The sequence below is a fragment of the Halorientalis litorea genome, from assembly GCF_023028225.1.
Taxonomy (GTDB): Archaea; Halobacteriota; Halobacteria; order Halobacteriales; family Haloarculaceae; genus Halorientalis; species Halorientalis litorea.
On record NZ_CP095482.1, the window covers coordinates 1,125,640 to 1,148,816 of the forward strand.

Consider the following 23,177-nt stretch of genomic DNA (forward strand, 5'->3'; position numbering starts at 1 on the left):
GTTCGGGGGGCTTATATCCGGCCCGCTAAAATCCTACCGGGAATGAGTAACCCGGAGCTTGATATCGTCGAGTTCCTGCTCACCACGGCAGTCTACAACGGGGACCGTGAACTGGACGAGGACGACCTGCCGCCGAGCTATCGCGGGGTGTTCTGGAGCGACGGCCGCATCGAACGGCCGCTGTCGACGACGAACACCACCGCCACCGAAGCGACCGGCGTCGAACGCCCGTGGGACGCCGTCTCCGGGTTGATGTTCACCGACCGCGACGACTTCTCGGGCGACATCACGTTCACCGACCGCGACATGGCCGAGGAGTGGTTCCTCGACCGGGCCGACGCCGAGCGTCTCCGCGCAAACCCGGTGCTGGCCGCCGCCTACGGCGAGGAGTTCGGCGTCGAGTACGAGCAAGCCCGGGAGGAGAACCGCCCGGCCCGTGCCGACCGTGCCTGGATAGACAGCCTGCTCGACGAGTACTTCGACGACGACGAGGAGGACGAGATGCTGGACCTCGTGGACATCCGCGCCCCGGAGGAGGTCGACATGCGGATGGACGACCTCGTGTTGACCTCGGATCAAGAGGGCGAGATTTACAAAATCGTCAAGGCCATCGAACACCGCGACTATCTCGCGGACATCGGCCTCCGTGAAATCGGGAAACTCCTGTTCGTCGGCCCGCCGGGCACCGGGAAGACGAGCGTGGCGCGGGCACTGGCCCACGAGTTGGACCTCCCGTTCGTCGAGGTGAAACTGTCGATGATAACCAGTCAATATCTCGGCGAGACGGCCAAGAACGTCGAGAAGTCCTTCGAGGTGGCCCGCCGACTCGCCCCCTGTATCTTCTTCATGGACGAGTTCGACTTCGTGGCGAAGACGCGCTCGTCGGACGAACACGCCGCCATCAAGCGCGCGGTCAACACCCTGCTGAAGAGCATCGACGAAATCAGCCTCATCGACGACGAGGTCCTCCTCATCGGCGCGACCAACCACCCCGACCAACTGGACGCGGCGGCGTGGCGACGCTTCGACGAAATCGTCAACTTCCCCAAACCGGACACGGGGATGCGTGCCGACATCCTCCGAGTGGTCACCCGCGAGATGGACATCGTTGACTTCGACCCCGACACGCTCGCGGAGATTACCGAGGGACTGACGGGCAGCGACCTCCGCCTCGTCCTCCGGGAGGCCGTCCTCGACGCACTGACCGAGGAGCGCACGACGCTGACCCAACAGGACATGGAGGACGCCGTCGCCGACTTCGAGGAGCGAGACAACCTGAAGAACCTCGACATGATAGACGGGGACGCCGACGCGTTGGTCGCCGGGGGGACGCCCGGCGAGGACACGACGGACGGCGGCGACGCGCACGACCACAGCCACGACTGACACCGCGTCGTGTCAGGTTCGCGGGAAGCACGACCTTTAGGCCGTCTCGGTTCCTTCCCCGACCTGATGGAAGTCACGCTGTTGGGGACGGGCGACACGACCGGAACGCCGACGCCGGGTTGTTCCTGTGACACCTGCGAGCGAGCGCGGAGTCCCGACGACGCGCTCCGCGAGCGTATCCGCGGCAGGGGCGTCGACCCGTCCGGCGGTATCGAGCGCACGCGCTTCTCGGTGCACGTCCACAACGAACGTACCGGCGAGGCACTGCTCGTCGACGCCAGCCCGGACTTCCGCCACCAGTTCCTCCACCGAGACGTGGCCCTCCCCGACGCCGCCGTCGTCAGCCACATCCACTTCGACCACCTCGACGGGTTGGGCAACGCCTACCGCCTGCTCGCCGACTTCCCGGTCTACGCCGCCGACGAGACCGACCCCCAAACCGACGAGAGCGTCGCCGAGACGGTCCGGCGACGCTACGACTACCTCGACGCAGTGACAGTTTCGGCCGAGTCCCCCTTCGAGTCCTTCGAGACGTGTGGCTTCGAGGTGACGCTCGTCCCCGTCGAACACCCGCCGCTGGTCTGTTACGGCCTCGCCATCGAAGACCCCGAAACCGGTGCGAAACTCTCGCTTTCGGGCGATACGAGCTACGGGATTCCCGAGGACTCACGGGACGTGCTGGCGGACCCGGACCTCCTGCTCGCGGACGGCATCGTCACGGCCGACCTCTGTGAACACCACCCGCTCGGTGGCCGCCACGAGGACCCGGACGGCGTGCCCCGCACCTTCGGGACCAAACACATGACGGTCGAGGGCGCGCGGGCGTTGGGGGCGGACCTCGACGCCGACGAGACGCGAATCGTCCATCTGGCCCACTTCATCCCGGCCGACGCGGCGTTCGCCGACGACATGGCCGTCGACGGCGAGCGGTTCGAGTTGTGACCGGCGGGGCGGCGACACAAGGGTTTTGACGTGAGGGCTGTCAGCATCGAGCGATGCCCTCCATCAGCAGACGCCGCCTCCTCGCCGGCGGTGCCGCCGTCGGCGTGGCCGGTGGTCTCGGCCTCCTCCCCGCGAAGTACCTCCCCGCGTCGGTTGCACAGGCACGACTGTCGGTCCGTCCGGTACCGGAGGTGTCGGCGCGGCCGCCCGTGACCGACGGCCACGAAGCGTCCGCGCACGAGGCCTTGCAGTCCCTCGTGGACCGCGCCGAGTCGGAGTGGAGCCGCGTCGAGGACCAGCAGGCGGCCGTCGAGCGCCTGCCCGGCCTGGCGAACCCCGAGCGGTCAATCGACAGCGCCCGGGACTACCTCGACGACATCCCGGGCGAATCCGGCTGGGAGGTGCTGTTCTCGTCCCGAATCGGCGCGCAGTTCGCGGGCGAAGCCATCGGCGGCACGCGCCTCGCGGTGGACGAGGCGTCGGGCGAGTCCCTCGCCGAACAGGCCCGCGAGATACAGGCGAACGTGGCCGACGAGCGCGAGCGCGTCACCTACGAGGTGACCGACCCGGCGACGGACCTCGCGCGGCTCTACTGGGTCGAGAAGTGGCTCCACTCGGCGCAGTTGAACTCCTACCGAACCGGCGTCTACGTCGGGCAGGACGAACCGACCGTGGAGTACGACGACCACGAGTTCGTCCGAACGTGGGGGTCACACATGCAGGCGCGGCGGTCGCTGGCCGACGCCGCACGGCTCTACGACGACTACCGCGACGGGGCCGACGGCGAGTGGCGCGACCTGACCGACCACGTCGAGACAGTCGAGTCCGAACTCTGGACCGAGGCCCGGGAGCGGTCGTTCACGACCGACGAGTTCGAGGAGCGCTCGGCCGCAATCGAGTCCCTCCCCGAGGGGCCGCTCCGGACGTACCGCTGGCAGGCGATGTTCTACGTCCAGAACGCGAACGTCGAGTTCGTCGACGACCTCTCGACGGGCCTCCCGCTGTACCGCGCCGTCGGGAACGCCGAGACGGTTCTCCGGGCGCGGGCACTCGCTGACGCGCCGGACGACCCGTTCGAGGACTCGGTGCCGGTGTCGTCGCTCGCGCGGACGAAACGCGACGGCCTCGCCCTGCTCCGGGACCACCTCGACGCCGTCCCCGAGCAGTCGGTCCGTGGCTTGTTGCTCCGGGAGGGCCGACGGCTACTGTGGGCCGGCGACACGCAACTGGACAACGGCGGCGAGGTCGACCACCCGCGAGCACGGGCCTACGCCCGGTACCGGCTCGGCGTTGGCTATCTGCGACACGTCGACGAGGTGGCGGCGCGGCTCGACCGGCCCACGTAGTCCGACAGTTACAAGCGCGCTCCGTCCCCGCTTCCGGACGATTGTGCTTGGCGTCGAGACGTGGGTGCTAGTCGCGCTGGCCGGTGCCGGGGTACAGGCGGGCTACGAGACACTCCAGAAGCGACTGACGAGCGACGTGGATACGCTCCGCCTGAGTTACGTCACGTCGGTGCTCGGGGCGGTCCTCCTCACGCCCGTCGCCGCGTGGGTGATAGCCACCGAGTCCGTGTCGGTCACACCCGTCGTCGCCGTCGCAGTCCTCGTCACGGTGGGAGCGAACGTCCTCGCACTGTACGCCTTCCTGACGGCACTTTCGCGGGCCGACCTCTCGCTCGTGTCGCCGCTCCGGCAGTCGACGCCGCTGCTGGTCGCGGGCCTCGAACCGCTCGTGCTGTCGGCCGGGTTCGCACCCGGCGTCCTGTTCGGGGCCGTCGCGGCCACCGTCGGCGGCTACGTGATACTGGCCGACGACGGTTTGTCGTCGCCGCTCTCGCGGGTCACGGACGCGGGGCCGCTGCTGGCTCTCGCGACGGCGGGGCTGTACGCCGTCGGGTCGGTCGCCGCCCGGTTCGCCGTCGTCCGGGTCCCCCCGCTTCTGTTCACGTTCCTGCTCTATCTCGGGATGGCCGTCGCCTTCGCCGCGGTGCTCGCACGGCGCGACGGAGCGTTGCCGACGAAGGAACTGGTCACGGGTCGCTTCCTCACGCTCGGGACGGCGACGACGCTGCGGAGCGTCCTGATATTCGCCGCGTTCTCGCTTGCGGCGGCGGCGCGGGTGACCGTCGTCCTGCGTGCCTCGCTGGTGCTGACCGTGCTGGCTGGCGGGGCACTGTTCGGGGAGCGGGGGGTCGGCCGCCGACTCGTCGGGGCCGGACTCGTCGCCGTGGGCGTGTGGCTGGCGGTTTAACGCGCCATCGCCGTCCCGGCGGCGGCCGCGAAGACGGCGAGGCCGAACACCGTCAGGGCGACGGCGAACCCGCGGTCGGGCGTTTCGAGTGCCTGCAACAGTGCCAGCGTCACGTACGTCACCACGCCCCCGAGTGCCGCGCTCCATCGGCTCCCGGCGTCGGTCACGGGAAGGGTCTCCCACTGCGTGACCACGGCGGCCGTCGCCGCGAACCACGCGACGGCGAAGGCCGACAACAGGAGGAAGTCGGTGACGAGGAACCACCCCACGAGGGCAGTTCCGACGGCGGCGACGAGGGCGGCGAGGGGCCACCGGGCGGCAGTGCTGTCCATACGAACACGGGGCGCGCCAGCCACTTCAACTCAGGAGAAGCGGTCCAGTCCCGCCTGCCGCCGAGCGACGCCCTCGGGGTCGCGTTCCCACGGTTGGCGCGCGTCTCGGGCGGCCGCGAAGTCGGCGGCAGGCGGGTCGGCCGGGTCGTACCCCGGGCAGTCCGGCCCACACTCGCTGGCAGCGTCCACGAACCGGTCTTTCCACGCACAGTAGGGCAGTCCGTCGCTCCCGAACTGAGACTCGGCGCGGGCCTCGGTACACTCCGGGAGGTCGTAGGTCCGCCAGCCCTTGCCGTAGGCGCGTTCGGCCACGCGGCGGCGGTGGCGGCGTATCTCCGCGGCGGTGACCGGTTCCACGTCGGTTCGAGCCGGCGTCTGCTCGCACACCTCGATACCCGGACCATCGGTGGGGAGCGGCGACGGCTCGCGGACGACGTCGCGCTCCCCGCTGTCTGGGTCGAACCGCCAGATGCCGACCGCGTCGGGGATGCGGTTGCGGTGCGCGCCCGTGACGTAGGACTCGGTGGCGACCACCACGGCGTCGAGCAGTCCGAGCGACACGTCGGTGCGGAGTTGCCGCTGGAGGTCGCCGGGCCGGGAGAGGTCCGGCTTGTTCTCGACGCCGAGGAGGTGGCCGAACCAGTCTTCGGGGTAGCGTGCCGTCTGGCGGACGTAGGTGCGGCCGCCGCGGCGTTCGCGCTCGAAGAACCCGAGGTCGACCGCTCGCTCGACGACCGACTCGGCACGGTCCGGGTGGATGTCGAAGGCCGGTTTCCAGTAGCGGGCCTCGCCCGGCCCCACGTCGCTCTCGATGGCCGGGTCGGGGATAGTCTCGGCCGTGATGGCGGCCCGGCGGTCGAAGCCGGGGCCGGGGTCGACGACGACCACGTCCATCACCCGACTGCCGTGGAGGGCAGTCCCGAGTTGCCGGGCGACGACGGCGTCACGCTCGGCTTCGAGGTGGGCACACAGTGCCAACTCGAACGCGAACTCTCGCACGGACGACCGTGGGGGCTACACCGGCAAAAGCGTCGTGTCTCTCGGACTACCGGTCCAACACGCCGGCGACCGAGGGGACGAGTTCGAGGGCGCTCGCGGCGACGTACGTCCCGAAGGCGGCGAGCACGATGCCGGCGGCCACGGCCGACGTGTCGAGCGCCCCGAAGGCGAGTTGGACGCCCACGAGGACGAGGACGCCACCGACGAACACGAGGAGGACGGTGCCGAGGACGTCGAGCATCGCGTCTTTCACCGCGGCACGGACCACCGGGAACAGGGCCGCCTCGTCGAAGCCAGGGTCCGCGCCGCCGTCAGGGGCGGTCCGGTCGTCGCCGTCGCTGTCTCGGTTCGGGAAGGGGACCATAGGGACCGTCGACGCGCCGACGTGAGAAGTCTTGCGGGTGGTCACGCGCCGAGTTCGTCGGCGAACTCGTGGAGGTTCGTGGCTGTCAGCGACGGGTCGTCCCCGAAGGAGACCCACGGGTCGCCTTTCCGGTCCAGCCAGACGCCCTGCATCCCGGCGTGTTCGGCCCCCTGCACGTCGAACCACCCGGCGGTAACGTGGGCGATTTCCTCGATGGGCGTCCCGACCCGGCCCGCGGCGTGGCGGTAGAGGTCGGCGGCGGGTTTGAACGTCGCAATCTCGTCGGCACTGACGGTGTCGGTCACGACGTCCGCGATGTCGGCGTGGTCGACCAGCGCGTCGAGCATCCGCGGGTCGCCGTTCGAGACGATGTAGCAGTCGTACCCCGCCTCGGTCAGCCGTTCCATCCCGTCGCGGATGTCGGGGAACACGTCGAGTTCCATGTAGACCGAGAGTACGTCGTCGCGTTCGGCCTCGGTGTAGTCCACACCGTGGGCGTCCAGTGCGTGGGTGAGTGCGTCGCGGTTCATCTCGTAGAACGGCTGGTAGGCGTCGACGTGGTTGGCGACCATCGTGTACATGAGCGAGTGAGCGCGCCACAGGTTCGAGACGGGTTCGGGGTCGGTCACGAAGTCGGTGAGCGCGTCGCCCGCGGCTTCGACGTCGACGACGGTGCTGTAGGAGTCGAACGTGACGGTGGTCACGCGCTCGGGGTCGAAGGGCATAGTCGGGTGGACGGGAGGGAGTCACAAGAAGGTGCGCGGCGGTGGTTGGCGGGTCGATGGCGGGCGAGAACAGTAACTTTATCAGCGGCAGGCGGCGAAGAGACGGTACGATTACTCCCGAGATGACAAGCGAACACCGACAACCGGAGGTGAACATCGGCCTCGTCGGCCACGTCGACCACGGCAAGACGACGCTGGTTCAGGCACTCTCAGGCGAATGGACGGACCAGCACTCAGAGGAGATGAAACGCGGTATCTCCATCAGACTGGGGTACGCCGACGCGACGTTCCGGGAGTGCCCGGACGAGGACGAACCCGACCGGTACACGGTCGAGGAGGAGTGCGACGACGGGACGCCGAGCGAGCCGCTGCGGACCGTCTCGTTCGTCGACGCCCCCGGTCACGAGACGCTGATGGCAACGATGCTCTCCGGCGCGTCCATCATGGACGGGGCGGTCCTGGTCATCTCGGCCAGCGAACCCGTCCCGCAGGCCCAGACCGAGGAACACCTGATGGCACTGGACATCATCGGCATCGACAACATCGTCATCGCACAGAACAAGATAGACCTCGTCGACCGCGACCGAGCGGCCGAGAACTACGAGGAGATACAGGAGTTCGTCTCGGGGACGGTCGCCGAGGGCGCGCCCGTCGTTCCGGTCAGCGCCCAGCAGGGCGTCAACATGGACCTGTTGATGCAGGCCATCGAGGAGGAGATTCCCACGCCCGAACGAGACCCCGACGCCGACGCACGGATGTTCGTCGCACGGAGTTTCGACATCAACCGGCCGGGCACGACGTGGGACTCGCTCTCGGGCGGCGTGCTGGGCGGCAGTCTGGTGCAGGGCTCGCTCGACGAGGGCGACGACATCGAACTCCGGCCCGGGCGCGAAGTCGAAGAGGGCGGCCAGACGGAGTGGCGGCCGGTCGAGACGACCGTCCGCTCGCTTCAGGCCGGTGGCGAGGACGTGGCGTCGGCCACGCCGGGCGGGTTGCTCGGCGTCGGGACGGGGTTGGACCCGTCGCTGACGAAGGGCGACGCGCTGGCCGGACAGGTTGCCGGACCCTCCGGGTCCCTCCCGCCGGTCCACGAGGAGTTCACGATGGACGTGGACCTGCTGGAACGCATCGTCGGCGACGTCGAGGAGGAAGTCGAGGAGATTTCGACGGGCGAACCGCTGATGCTCACTGTCGGGACGGCCACAACGGTCGGGTCGGTCACGAGTGCCCGCGGCGGCGAGTGTGAGGTCGCGCTGAAGCGGCCCATCTGTGCCGAGGAGGGTGCCGCAATCGCCATCAACCGCCGGGTCGGCGCGCGCTGGCGACTCATCGGTGTCGGGACGCTCAGGGGATGAGAGTCGCCATGGACACGAGCGCGCTGATGCTGCCGGTCGAAGCCGACGTGCGCGTGTTCGAGGAACTCGACCGACTGCTGGGCACGTACGAGACAGTCGTCCCCGAAGCCGTCGTCGCGGAGTTGGAGAAACTCGCCGAGGGCAACGGTGCGGAGGGGACGGCCGCGAGCGTCGGTCGCGACCTCGCCGAGCGATGTCGGACTGTCGACCACGAGGAATCGTACGCCGACGACGCGTTGCTCGAACTCGCCCGCGAGGACGAGGCCGACTGTGTCGTCACGAACGACCGCCCCCTGCGTGACCGCCTGCTCGACTCGGGCGTTCCAGTAATTGGTTTAAGGGGCCGGAACAAACTCGCTGTTACTCAACCATAACATGTACAAACGGGTCACACTGCGCGATACGGTAGAGGTGCCCCCGGAGCACCTTGCGGACGTGAATCCGGACCTTGTCAAGCAGTTGCTGCAGGACAAGTTGGAAGGACTCATGGACGAGGACGTGGGGAGCGTCGTCTCGGTCATCGAAGTACACGACATCGGCGACGGTGCCGTCCTCCCGAACAGACCGGGAGTCTACTACGAAGCCGAGTTCGACGCGCTGACCTTCGACCCACAGATGCAGGAGGTCGTCGACGGCGAAATCGTCGAAGTCGTCAACTTCGGTGCCTTCGTGGGAATCGGTCCGGTCGACGGGCTTCTCCACGTCAGCCAGATTTCCGACGAGTACCTCGCCTACGACGGCGAGAACAACATGCTCGCCTCCCGGGACTCGGACCAGACCATCGGGGAGGGCGACGCCGTCCGGGCACGCATCGTCACCAAGAGCATCGACGAGCGCAACCCGCGGGACAGCAAAATCGGCCTGACGGCCAAACAGGTCGGCCTCGGCAAGCACGGCTGGCTCGACGAGGAGCGCAAAGAGCGCGAGGCGACGGCGGGTGAGTAGCGATGGCCGATAGACTCGTCTGTCGCGAGTGCCACCGCGTGCAGGACGCCGAACAGGAGGAAGCCTGTGTCGCCTGCGGGTCGACGTCGCTGACCGAGGACTGGGCCGGCTACGTCATCATCACCCATCCCGAGGAGAGCGAGGTTGCCGCGGAGATGCAGGTCGAAGAGCCCGGCAAGTACGCACTGAAGGTCCGTTGAGTCCGTGACCGACGAACCAGACGAGACGGCCACGGGGGACACGGCCGACGACGAAGAGCCGTCGGCGGATGTCGTCGTCACACTCCAGCAGTCCCTCCGTGGCGAACTGAAAGAGCCGTTCGGGCCGCTCTACACCGACGCGGAGACGCTGTTGGCCGACGCCGACGACCCGCTCGTCGCAGTCGGAGACATCGTGACGTACCACCTCGTGCGCGCCGGGCAGGTGCCGGACGTGGCACTGGTCGACGGCCACACCAAACGCTCGACGGTCGAAGACCACGTACAGGAGGCCATCGACAGTGGCGTGTTCGACCGCGAGGTGCGGGTGCCGAACCCGCCAGCGACGCTGTCGGCCGACCTGTTGACCGCGCTCCGCGACGCGCTCGACGCCGACGGGTCGACGGTCGTCGTCGTGGACGGCGAGGAGGACTTGGGGGCACTCCCCGCTATCGTCGCCGCGCCGGACGCCGCAAGCGTCGTCTACGGACAGCCAGACGAAGGGATGGTATTGGTCACCTGTGACGCGGAGACGGTCGATGTGGTGCGTGACCTCCTCACACGGATGGACGGGGACACCGGCCGTCTGTGGGGACTCCTCGGACTCGCCGACTGAGTGCGGGCTTCGAAATCCTTTTACTCGCTTCGCAGGGAGGTAGAGGTATCATGGATATCGATATCGTCGAGGAAGCCGAGAACCCGATGCTACACCGGACCGACGTGCGCTTCGAGATGGTCCACGAGGACGCCACGCCCTCCCGACTCTCCGTGCGTGACAGTCTCGCCGCCAAACTCAACAAGGAGGCCGAAGAGGTCGTCGTCCACGAACTCGACACGAAGTTCGGGATGCGCAAGACCGTCGGCTACGCGAAGGTCTACGAGACGCCCGAGCACGCGCAGGACGTCGAGCAGGACCACATGCTCGAACGCAACAAGATTACGGCCGACGGCGAGGAGGCCGAGGAAGAGGCGGAGGAGGCATAGATGCCCCGTCACGAGTTCTACGACGACGACGGCACCACCGAGAAGGAGATGTGCCCACGCTGTGGCGACGCCTTCCTCGCGGACCACGGCGACCGCCAGCACTGCGGCCGGTGTGGCTACACCGAGTGGCAGTAGGGCGATGGACCGTGCGGGGCCGGGCCGAGTGACGATGTGTGACCAGCCGTGAGTTCCTCGCTTCGCGTCCTCGGCATCGAAGGGACCGCGTGGGCGGCCAGCGCGGCCGTCTACGACGCCGACACCGACGACGTTCACATCGAGACGGAGGCGTACGAACCGGAGAGCGGCGGCATCCATCCGCGCGAGGCCGCCGAACACATGGGCGAACACGTCCCGCAGGTCATCGAGCGGGCACTCGCTCACGCCCGGTCGCTGGCCGACGACGACCCGACGCGTGACCTGTCGGCCGGCGACCCGCCAGTCGACGCCGTGGCGTTCTCGCGTGGGCCGGGACTGGGGCCGTGTCTGCGCATCGTCGGGACGGCCGCCCGCGCCCTCGCCCAGCGGTTCGACGTACCGCTGGTGGGCGTCAACCACATGGTCGCACATCTGGAAATCGGCCGCCACCGCTCGGGGTTTTCCTCGCCAGTCTGTTTGAACGCGAGCGGCGCGAACGCCCACGTCCTCGCGTACCGGAACGGCCGCTATCGCGTCCTCGGGGAGACGATGGACACCGGTGTCGGCAACGCACTCGACAAGTTCACGCGCCACGTCGGGTGGTCCCATCCCGGCGGGCCGAAGGTCGAAGCGGCCGCCGCCGAGGGCGAGTACCACGAACTCCCGTACGTCGTCAAGGGGATGGACTTCTCGTTTTCCGGTATCATGAGCGCGGCCAAGCAGGCGTCCGACGACGGCGTCCCCGTCGAGGACGTTTGCTGTGGGTTACAGGAGAACGTCTTCGCCATGCTGACCGAAGTCACGGAGCGCGCGCTGTCGCTGACCGGGAGCGACGAACTCGTCCTCGGCGGCGGCGTCGGGCAGAACGAGCGACTCCGCGAGATGCTCGAAGCGGTGTGTGCCCAGCGCGGGGCGGAGTTTTTCGCCCCCGAGGACCGCTTCCTCCGGGACAACGCCGGGATGATAGCGGTGCTGGGTGCGACGATGTACGAGGCGGGCGACACCATCCCAATCGAGGAGTCGGCCGTCGACCCGGACTTCCGCCCGGACGAGGTGCCCGTGACGTGGCGGCGCGGGGAGACGACGAACCCGTCGACTGCCGACGACGGGACGGTGCAGGGTGCAGAGGCGACGGTCGAAATCGGGGCCAACCGCGTGGTCAAGACACGCAACCCGCGGACGTACCGCCACCCCACCCTCGACGAGCGGTTACGGGTCGAGCGGACGCGGGAGGAGGCACGGCTGACGACCGACGCGCGCCGCCACGGCGTTCCGACACCGGTGGTTCTGGACGTGGACCCCGCGGCGGGTCGGTTGGTCTTCGAGACGGTGGGCGACGCCGACTTGCGGGACCAGTTGACCGCGGACCGCGTGCGTGCGGTCGCACGACACCTCGCCGCCGTCCACGGGGCCGGGTTCGTCCACGGCGACCCGACGACCCGGAACGTCCGGGTGAGCCGTTCGGATGCGGGCGACGACGGGCGGACGTACCTCATCGACTTCGGCCTCGGCTACTACACCGACGACGTGGAGGACTACGCGATGGACCTCCACGTCCTCGGCCAGTCGCTCGCGGGGACGGCCGACGACGCGGAGGCGTTGTTCGCCGCCGCCGCGGACGCCTACCGGACGGCGGGTGACCCGGCCGTCGTCGACCACCTGCGGGACATCGAGGGCCGCGGTCGCTACCAGTGACGCGGGGTAAACGACTTAACGCCGCCAGTCGAACGGACAGGCATGGCAGACAAGCCGCAGTCCGGCGAACTCTTCGGCGTGCCGTACAACTTCGAGCGACCGAGTGTCAGACGGCTCCTGTCGTCGTACTGGCGACCCGACGAGGGGATGCTCGTGGAGAAGCCCTTCGGCATCGGGTACACGCTGAACCTCGCCAACTGGCGGTCGTGGGTCGTGCTGGCCGTCGCCGCCGTCCTCTTCTGGCAACAGCGCGACGGCGGCGAGGGCGGTGACCGCGAGGAGGACGAACCCGTCGAAGTCGTCGTGGACTAATCGACGCGCATTTCTCCGGCCCGGCCCCAGCGGGCGTATGCTCCGGTTCGTCACGACGAACGAGGGGAAGGTCCGCGAGGCCCGCGAGTATCTGGACGGTGTCGAGCAGTTGGACTTCGACTACACGGAGGTGCAGGCCGAGGACTTGCGAACCGTCGCGGCCCACGGCGCGCGGGAGGCGTATCGCTACGCGGGCGAACCGGTCCTCGTCGACGACGCGGGCCTGTTCGTCGACGCCTTCGACGGATTTCCCGGCCCATACTCCTCGTACGTCGAGGACACCGTCGGCGTCGAGCGCGTCTGGCGGCTGGTCGCGGACGAGGACGACCGCTCGGCGGCGTTCAAGACGGTGCTTGCGTACTGCGACGGTGCCGAGTTCGACGCGTCACCGGAACCGGTCGACCGTGACGACGCGACGCCCGAGCGACGCGGACAGGACCGAACCGTCGACGAGCGAGCGGCGGCGACGACGGACGACCAGGTGGCCGAGGGCGACCTCCCGGTGAAGATATTCGAGGGGTACGTCCCGGGGGAACTCGTCGCGCCCCGCGGCGACGGCGGGTTCGGCTACGACCCCATCTTCGAACACGACGGGCGGACATTCGCGGAGATGACGCCCGCCGAGAAGAACGCAGTCTCACACCGCGGACGGGCACTGGCGAAGTTCGGGGAGTGGTTTCAGGAGCGGTAGCGACTGAAACGTCGAACGACGAGCGAAGCGAGTCTGTCGGGAGTACGCCGAGCGGTAGCGAGGCGTCCCGGACCAGTCGCAGTCCGGGCGCGCAGCGCGAGAAGCACCCCGAACCGTCTGGGCGTGGTTTCAGGAGCGGTAGCGACTGAAACCCGCCGGACAGTGCGGCGGCTGAACCGTCACGCCCGTGGGTCGCGGTCCGGGCCGGGGAAGGTGCCGCCCTCTGTCAGTTCGTACATCGACTCGGGGTCGAACAGCGAGACGAACGCCCGCGGTTCGCGGACGCTCACGTCGGCGTAGGCCCGGAGGGAGGCCCCGGTTTCGACGCTCGTCAGCGCGTCGTCGAACGAGAGGACGTGTGCGGCGTCGCCGCGGTACGCCGAGGCGAGAGCCGGGTGGTCGCCCTCGGGATGGGACACCGAGTCGCGGAGGTTCTCGATTTTCTCGCGCCAGTCGGCCGCGAGCGTGGCGTCCGCACACGTCGCGACGACGGCTTCGGCGTCGGCCAGTAGCGGGTCACTCGCCACGAGCGTGACCCACGAGTGTGCGCGGGCGAGGTCGATAGCCTCGCGTGCGGGGCCGCCGACGAGGAGGTCGGCGGCGAGTACGTCGGCGTCGGCGACGAACCGCGCCGGGGTCGGTCGGGCGTCAGGCATCGTCGCTCCGTCGCTCCGCGAGCGTCGTGCGGACGGTTTCGAGGTCCGTCTCGTACTCGCTCGCTCGCTCGAACAGGTCGGCCCACGTCATACCCGTCGGTCGGAGCGCGAGCCGTGAAAAGCCACCGTTCAGGCGAGCCAGCGGGTGTGGACCAGCCAGTAGGCTGTCCCGGCGAGGAACGCGACGCCGACGTTGGTCACGACGGCGAGCAGACCGATGGCCGCAACCACCCACGGGTGGTCGGTGTCGAAGGCGACACGGCCCAACTGGGCGGCGACGACGGCCAAGAGGACGCCGAGCACCGCCATAGGGAAGGCGAGCCAGACGGTCGCAACCACCGCCGCGCCGGCGTACAACACACCCAACAGGAGGTTCGCCGTCCCGGTTCGCGCGCCGAAGGCGTACTTTCCGGCCAAGCCGCCGCTCCCGTGGCACATCGGGAGGCCACCCAGCGGGACGGCCGCGAGCGTCATCACGCCCATGCTGAGCGAGAGGCTGTCGGTCGACACGTCGGCGTCGAACAGGTCCGAGAGGAGCAAGGAGGTGGCGACGGCGGCGTTGCCGACGGTCATCGCGAGTTGTGCGGCCGTCCCTTCGAGCGCGGCGACGGAGAGGACGGGGCGGCCGGTGGGGAACACCGCCACGGCGGGAACCGAGAGGCTCGGAAGCCCACTGCTCGTGAGTGCCACGACGGTTCCGGCGGCGAGGACGGCGAGGGCGACGCTGCGTCGGTAGCCCGCGGCGGCGGCCACGAGGGCGACGACGGCACCGAGTGCCGCCATCAAGGGGGTGCCGGCCGCGAGGCCAACCCCAGTCTCCAGCAACAGGAGGGCAACGGCCAACTGGACGCCGCGGACGACTGGGCGACCCACGGCGCGTTCGACGCGCCCGAGCGTGCCGGTGAGGCCGACGGCCAACAGGACAGCCCCGGCGAGGAGGCCGGCAGCGAGGAACTCGCCGTATCCGAGCGTGCCGGCGATGGCCAGCCCCGCGAGTGCCTTCATGGGTTCGACCGACATCGGGAGGCCGTAGCCGACGCCCCAGACGATTTGAAAGAGCGCGAACAGCAGGAGGACGTGGGAGAGCGAGGCGGGCGTCAACACGCCGAGCGCGACGACGATGGGGAGGACCGTAATCGAATCCCCTAGCGCGCCGGTGAGTTCGCCGTATCGGAGTTCGAACGCCCGAGACGGCGGTAGGTAGTTCGAGACGGCCACATCGAACGATACAGGTCCGAGAACATGAGGGTTGCTAGAAACCGGAAACTGTTCCTTCACGGACGAGCGGTAACGCGCTAGTGTTACGCCGACGCTCGGCGGGCGTGGTGAATCGATGACAGGTGTCTGACGCGATTTTAAGTCCCCACCTCCCGTCGCTTCCGATAGGGCGCGCACTAGACGGCCTCAGTCTCCCATCCTCCCTGCGCGCCCGGCTTTCCGTTAGACCCCCAACCCCTCGGGCCTCACTTTCAGGCCGCTTCGCCGCGGAACTGGGCGCGCACGTCTTCGAGTGCCTCGGGTGGGGCGATGAGCGCGACGCTGTCGTCGGCCTCGATGACAGTTCGGGGGAGCGGGATGGTCATCGCTTCGTTCTCGCGGCCGTGCGCGTAGATACGGGCGTCTCCGGGCAGTTGGACCTCGACCACTCGGGTCCCGACGAGTGGAGAGTCCGGGGGGACGTGGACTGTCGCGGCAGTGAGGTGTTCCGTAATCTCCGCGAGGACGTTGAAGTCGCCGCCGAGCAGTGCCGTCTTCGCGCCGGCCGCCCCCAGCCGTTCCGGGTAGATTATCTCGTCGACGTCCTCGGCGTACTTCTCGTATATTTCCTCGCGGTAGTCCTCGTCGATGCGGAGGACGGTCCGGCACCCGTGCTGACTGCCGACCATACAGGCCGCGAAGTTCGTGTTCAGGTCACCCGTCAGTGCGGCGATGGCGTCCGCGGTGTCGAGAGCCGTCTGTTCCAGCACGCTCTCCTCGGCACCGTCACCCTCGACGACGTCGAAGCCGTCTGCTTCGGCCCGCTCGACCTTGTCCGGGTCGTTCTCGACGACGACAACAGTGTGGCCCTCGGACCGGAGCGTCTGGGCCGTGCGCATTCCAACCCGACCGAAGCCGATGATGACGAATCGCATACCGTGTGGTATGTCACCAAGGATAAAAACGCTGTCCCACCCCACGAACCGGCCAGACGGGCCGGGACCGCGATTCTTATGCGTCGTGCTCACTACCCCCATGCTGATGTCGGACCGCGATTCAGTCCGCGACGCCCTGTTCCAGCACTCTGACAGCCGCCCGTGTCGTCTCGTCTGGGCAGCGGTCGACGACACGCAGACGACGCCGGACGACATCGGCCCCCGTGACTACGTCGAGGTGTTGCGGGTCACCGATGGGGCCGTCTGTCTGGTCGGGAGCGAGGACCAAGCGGACCTGTACGTCCGCTGGGACGGGAGTCGGGGGCAGTTCGTCTACGTGGCGTTTTGGCCGCCGTGGGGTGTCGTCGACGCTGGCGCGACCGACCGGGATGGGGCCGTTGCCCTCGTCACGGAGCGTGACGGCCCGGCCCCGGTCCACGTCACGGAGACGCCGTTCGGAAACGGTGGGCCTGCGGCGGACCTGAGCGGTCTCGTCTGAGCGGCGTCGTGACTCACGACGAGCGTCGAAAAGAAACGAGAGACTGGTGTCAGACGGTTAGTTGCCGACGTCCATCGCGCGGTCGACGACGTCCTCACCGTAGAGGTCAGCGAGGTCGTCGTGCTGGTCGGGACGGTTCTCGTACACGTCCTGGAACAGCGCGACGGGCGTCATGAGGGCCTGATAGGTTGCTTCGTCCCACATACGGTCGCTACTGACCTCGACCTGCACGCCGTCGATTTCGATGGTTGCCGCGCGGGTCATCGCGATGGCACCCTGCCCGGCCTCCTTGGCCGCCTCGAACTCCTCCATGGAGTCGACGATGTCGTCCATGCTCGGGACGTAGTCGACCAAGTCCAGCAGTTCGTCGGCGAGGTCCTCCTCGGACTCGACGAATATTTCGTCGCTGCCGACTTCGAGTTCGTAGCCGCCGTCCTCCGCTTCGAGTTCGATGCGGTCGCCGCTGTAGACTTCGACGCCGTCCTGGCTGTCGAGTTCGACCTCGCGGCCGTCGGCGTCGATGAGCCAGTAACCCGCTTCCGGCGGGAGCGGACTCTTGTTGGCTTCGACGACCTGACCCGGCGTCAGCGACCAGATGCCGAGCATCCCCATCGCGTTGTTGGCCGTGATGCGGTCGTGGTAGCCCTCGACGTCGCGGATGTCGTCGTACGGGCCGTCAACGGCGATACAGCCGGCCGCGCTCGCGGCGCGCGAGGTATTGTGGCGCAGTTCCTTCCACTCGGGGAGGCCGCCGGTCGGCGTGATGGCGCGCATGTCCTTCGTGTAGTCGACCTCGCCGTCGACCAGCAGGAACAGGCGTTCGAGGTTGTTGTCGGCCTTGCCCATCTCCTCGCGGAGTTTGCCCATGGCCAGTTCGGCGGACCCGGATTCGATGATGACGGACATGGCGAGACTGCCCTCTTCGAGGCCGTGTTCGTTCTCGACGATGGTGATGAACTCGTCGGCCTTCTTCCAGTCGTCGATGTCACCGACCTCGGGGATGACGAACCCGTCGATGTTCTCGACGGCTCCGTTCTCCGGGTCCGCGATTTCGAGCATGTGCTGGAAGCCCTTGTAGCGGGTCTCGGGGCTGTCGCGGTGCCAGACGACGCGGGGGTGAATCTCGCCGGGGAACTCGTCACCGCTTTCGGCGACGACTTCGGCGATGTTTTCGGCACCCTCGTCGCGCATGTTCGGTGCCGTCGCGTCCTCGTTGTCCGGCACCCACACGTCCGGTGCTTCCATGCCGCGGAGTTCGATGGACTTCCGCAGCATCTCCGCGGTGTCGTCCTTCTCGCTGACGGCTGTCGGCGTCGTGAAGAACGTCCGCACGAACTTTCGGTCGTGGAGACGCTCGTCGATTGCAGTCATTGTAGTCACTCGTACGGATTACTCCACGATTATTAAAGGTGGTAGAATCGAGTCGACAGACAGCGTCGGCCGCGTTTACACAGCCACGGCTCGGCGGCGACACGAAAGAAAAATCGAACTCAGAGACGCGGTCCGGCGTCGGAAGACGCCGACTGCGGTGGGCCGATCAGTCGTCGTTGTCCGACTTGATGACCGTCTCGCCTTCCTCGGAGAAGCCGGCCGACTCTTCCTGGCGCTGCTGGGCCTCGGGGTCGAATTCGGCTTCGATCTCTTGGAACCGCGGGACGAACGAGAGCTCGTGGTGGCTCTCGGTCTCGTGACCCAGGTAGCGGTCTTCGAGGTCCCACTGCGCCTGCTCGTCGTTCTCCGCGATGTTCTTCATGTCCTCGTAGACGGCGTGGGCACCCGAGTGCAGGGCGTACAGCGTGATGAACTGGTACTTGTAGCCCAGGTCGCCGAGTTCCTGGAACGTGAGCGGGTCCTCTTCCTCGGACCACGCGAAGGAACTGGAGTAGTTGAACGCGAGGTCGATTTCGGGGTGGGTCTCGTGAAGCGTCTCGGCGTAGTTGACGGCGTCCTCGCGGGACGGGTCGGGCATCTCGGGCCAGACCAGGTCGACGCCGGCGTCCGCGTAGATGCGGCCGCGTTCGAGGTGTTCCTCCCAGTCGCCGTTGGCCGAGCCGTAGGCGTCGGTCCGGGCGATGATGACGGTGTCCTCGTCCTGCTTGGCGTCGACGGCCGCGCTGAAGCGGGCCTCTGCCTCCTCGCGGGAGACGATCTTCTTGCCGGCGATGTGACCACAGCGCTTGGGCGACGTCTGGTCCTCGATGTGGACCGCGGCGACGCCAGCCTTCTCGTACTCGCGGACGGCACGGCGGACGTTGTGGACGCCACCGTAGCCGGTGTCACAGTCGGCGATGACCGGCAGTTCGGTCGCTTCGACGATGCGCTTTGCGTTCTCGACCATCTCGGTCATCGTGACCATCTCGAGGTCCGGGAAGCCGAACTGGCCCAGCACCGTCGAGTACCCCGACATGTACGCGGCGTCGAGACCCGCCATCTCGGCGAGACGGGCGTCGAGCGCGTGGTAGAGACCGGGTGCGAACACGAAGTCCTGCGTGTTCAGCATCTCGCGCAGTTCGCGCGCTTTCTTGTTGTCGACATCGCGAATCATCGTGTCTGTACTCCGAACGTTGCTCGCAACAGGGTCTTCCCCGTCTGAGTCGTGTCCCATGGTTAATGCGTATAGATTCTGCTCAAGGGGCGGTTTATCTCTGTCGAAACGGCCGCGCCAACGCGTGGTAACGTCTCACGCGGGCGTTCCACGTTCCGCCGCCACGTCGATGGACCCCGGATGCCCAACCGGAACCGGACGGACGCCGAGGCGGTCGCTTTCGACCCGGTATCCGACCGGAAGCCTCGTCGTCCAACGGTGGCACGTCCGCCACCTCGTGTGGTACCGTGTAGCATCTGAGTCCGTCCGTAGGCCGCGGTTTCTGTTCGTACGCATTCGCCACCACCATACATCAGCAGAAAAATGTTATGGTTTATAATGTTAATACTCATTAATGCGCTTGCGGACTCTAGAGCGGGCTTACGAGTATAAGGGAGAGAGGTTGTCTAGCACGGAGCGACCGGCGTGGGACGGAGCAGGCGACCAGTAACGACCGGACGGTGCAACCGCTGGCAGGGAAGAAAGCAAAGAGGTGGGGTGGGGGGTGGGGGAAAGGGGGTGGCACCATAACGGTGCCTACGCTCGGCTAACGTTGGCATGGATAAATAGTTTGTGTTCGTATCGGTTCGTCCACCGACAGGAGCGGTGGTCCGGAGCGAACAGATGTGCTTTGAGCAGGTACTCGCGTGCGAGGGTGACGGTGCCGACGTGTAGCCATCCGGCTGCCGAGGTATCAGTGACCCAGTCGCTATCCGAGTTGTCGAAACCCATCGATGGGTTCGTCCCGGCAGCGGACCGCGCTCGGTACTATCCGAGCGGTCGTCCCGTATCCATCACTGTAGTCAGAATAGTCCAGCGAGTAACAAAAACGAAGACAGGAGGACGACGAGAACGTACAACCAGAGAGCGACGTGGTGCAACGCCGAGACACGTCTCATACGGTGTGACTCCACGTACCCGTCCGGGTCGGATTCCCGCTGTCCCTGCCGGAGAGACCCGCGGTAAACTGGCGCGTTATCACTTCCCGCTCCGAGCTCATCGCTCCGTTCTCCGGGTTCGCACTTTGTCTCCAGTGGACGTAGTTGCGCATGCGTACTACAATTAGCACTCGTTCCATCAAGACGCTCATTGGTGTGTACATCGTCGAGCAGAAGCGCGTGCCGATGTACAACGGTGTCCCGACACCGGTGGCCATCCGGCAGGTAGGCCCTACCTAGAAGACGCATAGTTTCGACGAGTGGGGGTGGTGCTACACGCCGACGGAGAGCCGTACCGGGGATGATATGCCAACTGCCGGACGGGACCGTATCGGTGCCTACAAGAACAGTCCTTCGAGGAGTTTGCGTTCCGCGGCGCGTAAGTGCTGGCTGAACGTCGACTGTGCGATTCCGAGTTCGGCGGCGACGCTGTCCGCGTCCGTGCTTCGCGGCTGGTCGAAGTAGCCCGCGTGAAACGCCATCTGGAGAGTTTCACGCTGCCGGTCGGTCAGTCGTGCGTCGGTAGTTCCGACGGCCCGCTGATTCGGTTGCTGGTCGCTAGCGTCGTCGTACTTGCCCACCAGTTCGATGTCGCCGAGGGCATCCGTGACAGCGTCGGCGTACTCCCGGACCACGGTGTCAGAGGGTAACCGCACAGTCGCGGTGAAACTCTCCGAGTCGGACCGGGCCGTTACCTGCTCGAGTGTCCCGCCGTGTCTGACCATCTGCCGGAGCGGCGACGCTGTCTCCAGTGTTACGACACACGTCAGTCCGTCCGTATCGTCACGGAGCGTAGATACACTCGGTCTGTTCTTGACTTGTCGCGTTATTCGGTCGCGGTCGTGGCTGGCATCGAGTTCGACCCGCGTGAAAACTGCACACGTGCCGTCGCCCCAGCGTGAGACATCCGTCACCCTGAGCGGGGCGTCGATGTCCGTCGTCAGGCGAGACAACGGTGAGTCTGCATCGATGCGGAAGGTGAGGGTCGTCGCACCGCCCGACAGGAGTGCGTTCCGCTGTCGAATCGCACCGATAGCGTGCCCGATAGTCACGCCGAGTTCCGCGAGTGCGTCGACTGCATCGTCGGAGAGCCCACCCGGACGGTCGAGGTGTACCTCTATCGCACCGAAGATTGTGCCGTCCTGAACGACCGGAACTGCCACGATAGTGTTGGTCCCCTGTTCGAGCGCTCGGTCGCGCCACCACACGCCGGAATCGACTGTCACGAGGTCTGTCACGGACACGGTCGACCGCGCATCGTACGCTTCTCTCGCCGGAAGCGTCGGCGTCGTTTCGACGCGTCGAGAGCTTTCGGTCTCCGAACTCGATTGTTTTATTCGTGATAGGTACTCGTCGAGGCTGCCGGCGGAGGCCCGACAGACGGTCCGAGTACTCGGTACGTCGACGCTTGCGACCCACGCACCTGTTACTGGGCCGGTACGAAGCAGACGGCGGCAGACTGCCGTTTCGATTTCCCCGCGGGTGTCCGCGCTCGTCACGGCCACGTTGAGGGAGCGGATGAGCCGGTTGATCCGGTCGAGCCGCAACAGCCGCTCGTTCTGCCGTTCCAGTTGTCGGTCGCGGTCTTTGAGGTGTCGAGTGCGGGCCACCTGCTCGAGTGCCTGTCGCGTACTCGCGGCCCACGTCTGTGCGAGGCTCTGCTTGGTGGCCGGGAGTGGTTCCCCGTCTGTCGTCGCCGCGAGGAACACGCCTCGGTGGCCGAGCGGGCAAATCAACCAGTCGTCGAACGCCTCGTCGAGCCACTCCTCAGACGTGCCGTCCCCTCGGTAGCTGTCGGCCGTCAAGCGTCCCGTCCGGTCGGCGAACGCCGTCCAGACTGGGCCCGAACCGCCGGAGCGTGTCGGGAGGTCCGGGTCTGTGTCGGGAGCTGTCGTCTCGCTTGCCATCGGTACGAGGTCGCCGGTACCCGTGTCCCTGACAAACACTGCCGCGTACGGCAAGTCCAGTTCGTCTGTCGCGGTCGTGACTGCGTGTGTCGTGACAGCCTCGTCCGTCTCGGCGGTCAGTAGCTCTCGCGTCGCGTGGTGGAGCACTTGGAGGTACTGTTCGCGTCTGTACCGGCCCGTCACGTCGTGGTAGTGTTCGATCCGTCCGCCAGCGTACAGTCCAGTCTCGACTGGCGCGCTCCAGTATTCGAGCCACCGCTCGGCCCGTGTTCCGTCTTCGGGAACGTGGACGGTTGCGTCGATTTCGCTCCGCCGATTCGCAAGTCCCTCTCGTATCAGCGACACGAGCGACGCGTCCTCGGCTTCGATACTACCGAACTGTTCCGCCGCGACTGCCGCGTACTCGCGTCCACGAGCGTCCGCCCGGTCGAGTCCGAGTAACGTCTCCGTCGCCGTGTTCGCGAACACGACCGACCCGTCGGCGTCGATAACGACTGTCGCCTCCTTCGCACTGTCGAGTACGTCCGCTGTGAGTGATTCGTATCGTCGCTCGCTGGCCCGTTCAGCCGCCGTCCGCTGCAGACGCTCGACCGCAACGCGGAAATCATCGTCCGGGAGGCCAGTCAGCAGTTCCTCGACAGCCGTCTGTTTGGCTTCGAGCCGAGCGGTGAGCGAGTGGTACTCCTCGCTCGTTTCGAGTTCCGTCGTACTCTTGACCGCTTCGAGTGTGTCCTGTCGCTCGATCAGTGAGAACAGTTCCTGAACCTTCTCGTCGTAGTCTGCGCGGGTCAACATCCGGTCGACCGTCTCGTGTAACACGTCGGCGTCGACCGGCTTCTCCAAGTACGCGTCGAACCCCATCTGGACGATGTCGAGGCCGGGCGTAACCGCAGAAACCATCACCACCCGTGGGTCGACCGACGCGTCCCTGACCGCCTCGAGGACCTCACTCCCGGAGAGTCCGGGCATCATCCGGTCTAGCAACACGACGTCGACCGTCTCGTCCAGTCGTTCGAGGGCTTGGCTCCCGTCGTACGCTATTTCGACCACGTACGATTCTTCGAGCCACTCTGCGTACAGGTCGGCCAGGTTCCGGTCGTCCTCGACGACGAGTATCGAAGGCGAATCCAGCTGCGTTGCACCCAT

26 protein-coding genes are annotated in these 23,177 nt (G+C 67.0%); 16 read left to right on the forward strand and 10 right to left on the reverse strand.

The genetic code is table 11. The annotated features are described in order from the left end of the window. Positions 1-42: 42 nt before the first annotated feature. From MUG95_RS06070 to MUG95_RS06085, 4 genes are all read left to right on the forward strand, one after another. On the forward strand, positions 43-1,386 hold the full coding sequence (locus MUG95_RS06070; RefSeq protein ID WP_247010180.1) for an ATP-binding protein: 1,344 nt from the start codon (positions 43-45) through the stop codon (positions 1,384-1,386). 66 nt (positions 1,387-1,452) lie between these two features. Next, positions 1,453-2,328, forward strand: coding sequence for an MBL fold metallo-hydrolase (locus tag MUG95_RS06075; RefSeq protein ID WP_247010181.1), 876 nt, complete (start codon positions 1,453-1,455; stop codon positions 2,326-2,328). 53 nt (positions 2,329-2,381) lie between these two features. Further along, positions 2,382-3,674: a twin-arginine translocation signal domain-containing protein gene (locus MUG95_RS06080; protein ID WP_247010182.1), complete on the forward strand. Its 1,293-nt coding sequence runs from the start codon at positions 2,382-2,384 to the stop codon at positions 3,672-3,674. Between the two features lie 43 nt (positions 3,675-3,717). Continuing rightward, positions 3,718-4,581 carry an EamA family transporter gene (locus MUG95_RS06085; protein WP_247010183.1) on the forward strand — a complete coding sequence of 288 codons (864 nt, stop codon included), beginning with the start codon at positions 3,718-3,720 and terminating at the stop codon, positions 4,579-4,581. Here the strand turns inward: MUG95_RS06085 and MUG95_RS06090 are convergent. From MUG95_RS06090 to MUG95_RS06105, 4 genes are read right to left on the reverse strand one after another with little or no spacing between them, the layout of a single operon-like run. Beyond that, positions 4,578-4,913 (reverse strand): hypothetical protein, encoded by a 336-nt coding sequence (locus MUG95_RS06090; protein ID WP_247010184.1) that lies wholly within the window; start codon positions 4,911-4,913, stop codon positions 4,578-4,580. The genes MUG95_RS06085 and MUG95_RS06090 overlap by 4 nt on opposite strands. 30 nt (positions 4,914-4,943) lie before the next feature. After that, positions 4,944-5,912 carry a DUF5787 family protein gene (locus MUG95_RS06095; protein WP_247010185.1) on the reverse strand — a complete coding sequence of 323 codons (969 nt, stop codon included), beginning with the start codon at positions 5,910-5,912 and terminating at the stop codon, positions 4,944-4,946. A gap of 46 nt (positions 5,913-5,958) precedes the next feature. Further along, on the reverse strand, positions 5,959-6,276 hold the full coding sequence (locus MUG95_RS06100) for a hypothetical protein (RefSeq protein WP_247010186.1): 318 nt from the start codon (positions 6,274-6,276) through the stop codon (positions 5,959-5,961). A gap of 41 nt (positions 6,277-6,317) precedes the next feature. After that, a complete protein-coding gene (locus tag MUG95_RS06105; RefSeq protein ID WP_247010187.1) occupies positions 6,318-7,001 on the reverse strand; it encodes a haloacid dehalogenase type II in 684 nt (227 codons plus the stop codon). A gap of 122 nt (positions 7,002-7,123) precedes the next feature. Between MUG95_RS06105 and MUG95_RS06110 the strand changes: the two genes are divergently transcribed. From MUG95_RS06110 to MUG95_RS06155, 10 genes are read left to right on the forward strand one after another with little or no spacing between them, the layout of a single operon-like run. Beyond that, the gene (locus MUG95_RS06110) at positions 7,124-8,356 is read left to right on the forward strand and encodes a translation initiation factor IF-2 subunit gamma (RefSeq protein WP_247010188.1); all 1,233 of its coding nucleotides are present in this window, start codon (positions 7,124-7,126) and stop codon (positions 8,354-8,356) included. Then, positions 8,353-8,730, forward strand: coding sequence for a type II toxin-antitoxin system VapC family toxin (locus MUG95_RS06115; protein WP_247010189.1), 378 nt, complete (start codon positions 8,353-8,355; stop codon positions 8,728-8,730). The genes MUG95_RS06110 and MUG95_RS06115 overlap by 4 nt, the downstream gene beginning before the upstream one ends. A 1-nt stretch (position 8,731) precedes the next feature. Beyond that, positions 8,732-9,301 carry a DNA-directed RNA polymerase gene (locus MUG95_RS06120; protein WP_247010190.1) on the forward strand — a complete coding sequence of 190 codons (570 nt, stop codon included), beginning with the start codon at positions 8,732-8,734 and terminating at the stop codon, positions 9,299-9,301. Between the two features lie 2 nt (positions 9,302-9,303). After that, on the forward strand, positions 9,304-9,501 hold the full coding sequence (spt4, locus tag MUG95_RS06125; RefSeq protein WP_247010191.1) for a transcription elongation factor subunit Spt4: 198 nt from the start codon (positions 9,304-9,306) through the stop codon (positions 9,499-9,501). 4 nt (positions 9,502-9,505) lie between these two features. Further along, entirely contained in the window at positions 9,506-10,114 is a 609-nt protein-coding gene (locus MUG95_RS06130; protein WP_247010192.1) for a GTP-dependent dephospho-CoA kinase family protein, read from the forward strand. Between the two features lie 50 nt (positions 10,115-10,164). Continuing rightward, positions 10,165-10,482, forward strand: a complete 318-nt coding sequence (locus MUG95_RS06135; RefSeq protein WP_247010193.1) for a 30S ribosomal protein S24e — start codon at positions 10,165-10,167, stop codon at positions 10,480-10,482. Continuing rightward, entirely contained in the window at positions 10,483-10,617 is a 135-nt protein-coding gene (locus MUG95_RS06140; RefSeq protein WP_247010194.1) for a 30S ribosomal protein S27ae, read from the forward strand. Positions 10,618-10,665: 48 nt separating this feature from the next. After that, positions 10,666-12,312, forward strand: coding sequence for a bifunctional N(6)-L-threonylcarbamoyladenine synthase/serine/threonine protein kinase (locus MUG95_RS06145; RefSeq protein WP_247010195.1), 1,647 nt, complete (start codon positions 10,666-10,668; stop codon positions 12,310-12,312). 42 nt (positions 12,313-12,354) lie between these two features. Then, positions 12,355-12,624, forward strand: a complete 270-nt coding sequence (locus MUG95_RS06150) for a DUF5808 domain-containing protein (RefSeq protein WP_247010196.1) — start codon at positions 12,355-12,357, stop codon at positions 12,622-12,624. A gap of 37 nt (positions 12,625-12,661) precedes the next feature. Beyond that, positions 12,662-13,315, forward strand: coding sequence for a non-canonical purine NTP pyrophosphatase (locus tag MUG95_RS06155; RefSeq protein ID WP_247010197.1), 654 nt, complete (start codon positions 12,662-12,664; stop codon positions 13,313-13,315). Positions 13,316-13,494: 179 nt separating this feature from the next. Here MUG95_RS06155 and MUG95_RS06160 read toward each other — a convergent pair whose 3' ends face one another. The 3 genes from MUG95_RS06160 to MUG95_RS06170 form a co-directional block, all read right to left on the reverse strand. Continuing rightward, a complete protein-coding gene (locus MUG95_RS06160; protein WP_247010198.1) occupies positions 13,495-13,971 on the reverse strand; it encodes a DUF7384 family protein in 477 nt (158 codons plus the stop codon). Positions 13,972-14,100: 129 nt separating this feature from the next. Continuing rightward, positions 14,101-15,189 (reverse strand): putative sulfate/molybdate transporter, encoded by a 1,089-nt coding sequence (locus MUG95_RS06165; protein ID WP_247010199.1) that lies wholly within the window; start codon positions 15,187-15,189, stop codon positions 14,101-14,103. Between the two features lie 251 nt (positions 15,190-15,440). Next, a complete protein-coding gene (locus MUG95_RS06170; protein ID WP_247010200.1) occupies positions 15,441-16,103 on the reverse strand; it encodes a potassium channel family protein in 663 nt (220 codons plus the stop codon). A gap of 106 nt (positions 16,104-16,209) precedes the next feature. Here MUG95_RS06170 and MUG95_RS06175 point away from each other — a divergent pair, with 106 nt between their 5' ends. Next, entirely contained in the window at positions 16,210-16,602 is a 393-nt protein-coding gene (locus MUG95_RS06175) for a hypothetical protein (RefSeq protein ID WP_247010201.1), read from the forward strand. Between the two features lie 57 nt (positions 16,603-16,659). Here the strand turns inward: MUG95_RS06175 and aceB are convergent, their stop codons facing one another. After that, entirely contained in the window at positions 16,660-17,964 is a 1,305-nt protein-coding gene (aceB, locus tag MUG95_RS06180; protein WP_247010456.1) for a malate synthase AceB, read from the reverse strand. A 175-nt stretch (positions 17,965-18,139) separates the two neighbouring features. Then, a complete protein-coding gene (gene aceA / locus MUG95_RS06185; protein WP_247010457.1) occupies positions 18,140-19,147 on the reverse strand; it encodes an isocitrate lyase in 1,008 nt (335 codons plus the stop codon). Positions 19,148-20,235: 1,088 nt separating this feature from the next. On the opposite strand from aceA, the gene MUG95_RS16855 reads away from it, so the two are divergent. Further along, positions 20,236-20,364, forward strand: coding sequence for a hypothetical protein (locus tag MUG95_RS16855; protein WP_256463870.1), 129 nt, complete (start codon positions 20,236-20,238; stop codon positions 20,362-20,364). A gap of 98 nt (positions 20,365-20,462) precedes the next feature. On the opposite strand, the gene MUG95_RS06190 is transcribed toward MUG95_RS16855, so the two are convergent. Beyond that, positions 20,463-23,177 (reverse strand): helix-turn-helix domain-containing protein, encoded by a 2,715-nt coding sequence (locus MUG95_RS06190; RefSeq protein WP_247010202.1) that lies wholly within the window; start codon positions 23,175-23,177, stop codon positions 20,463-20,465.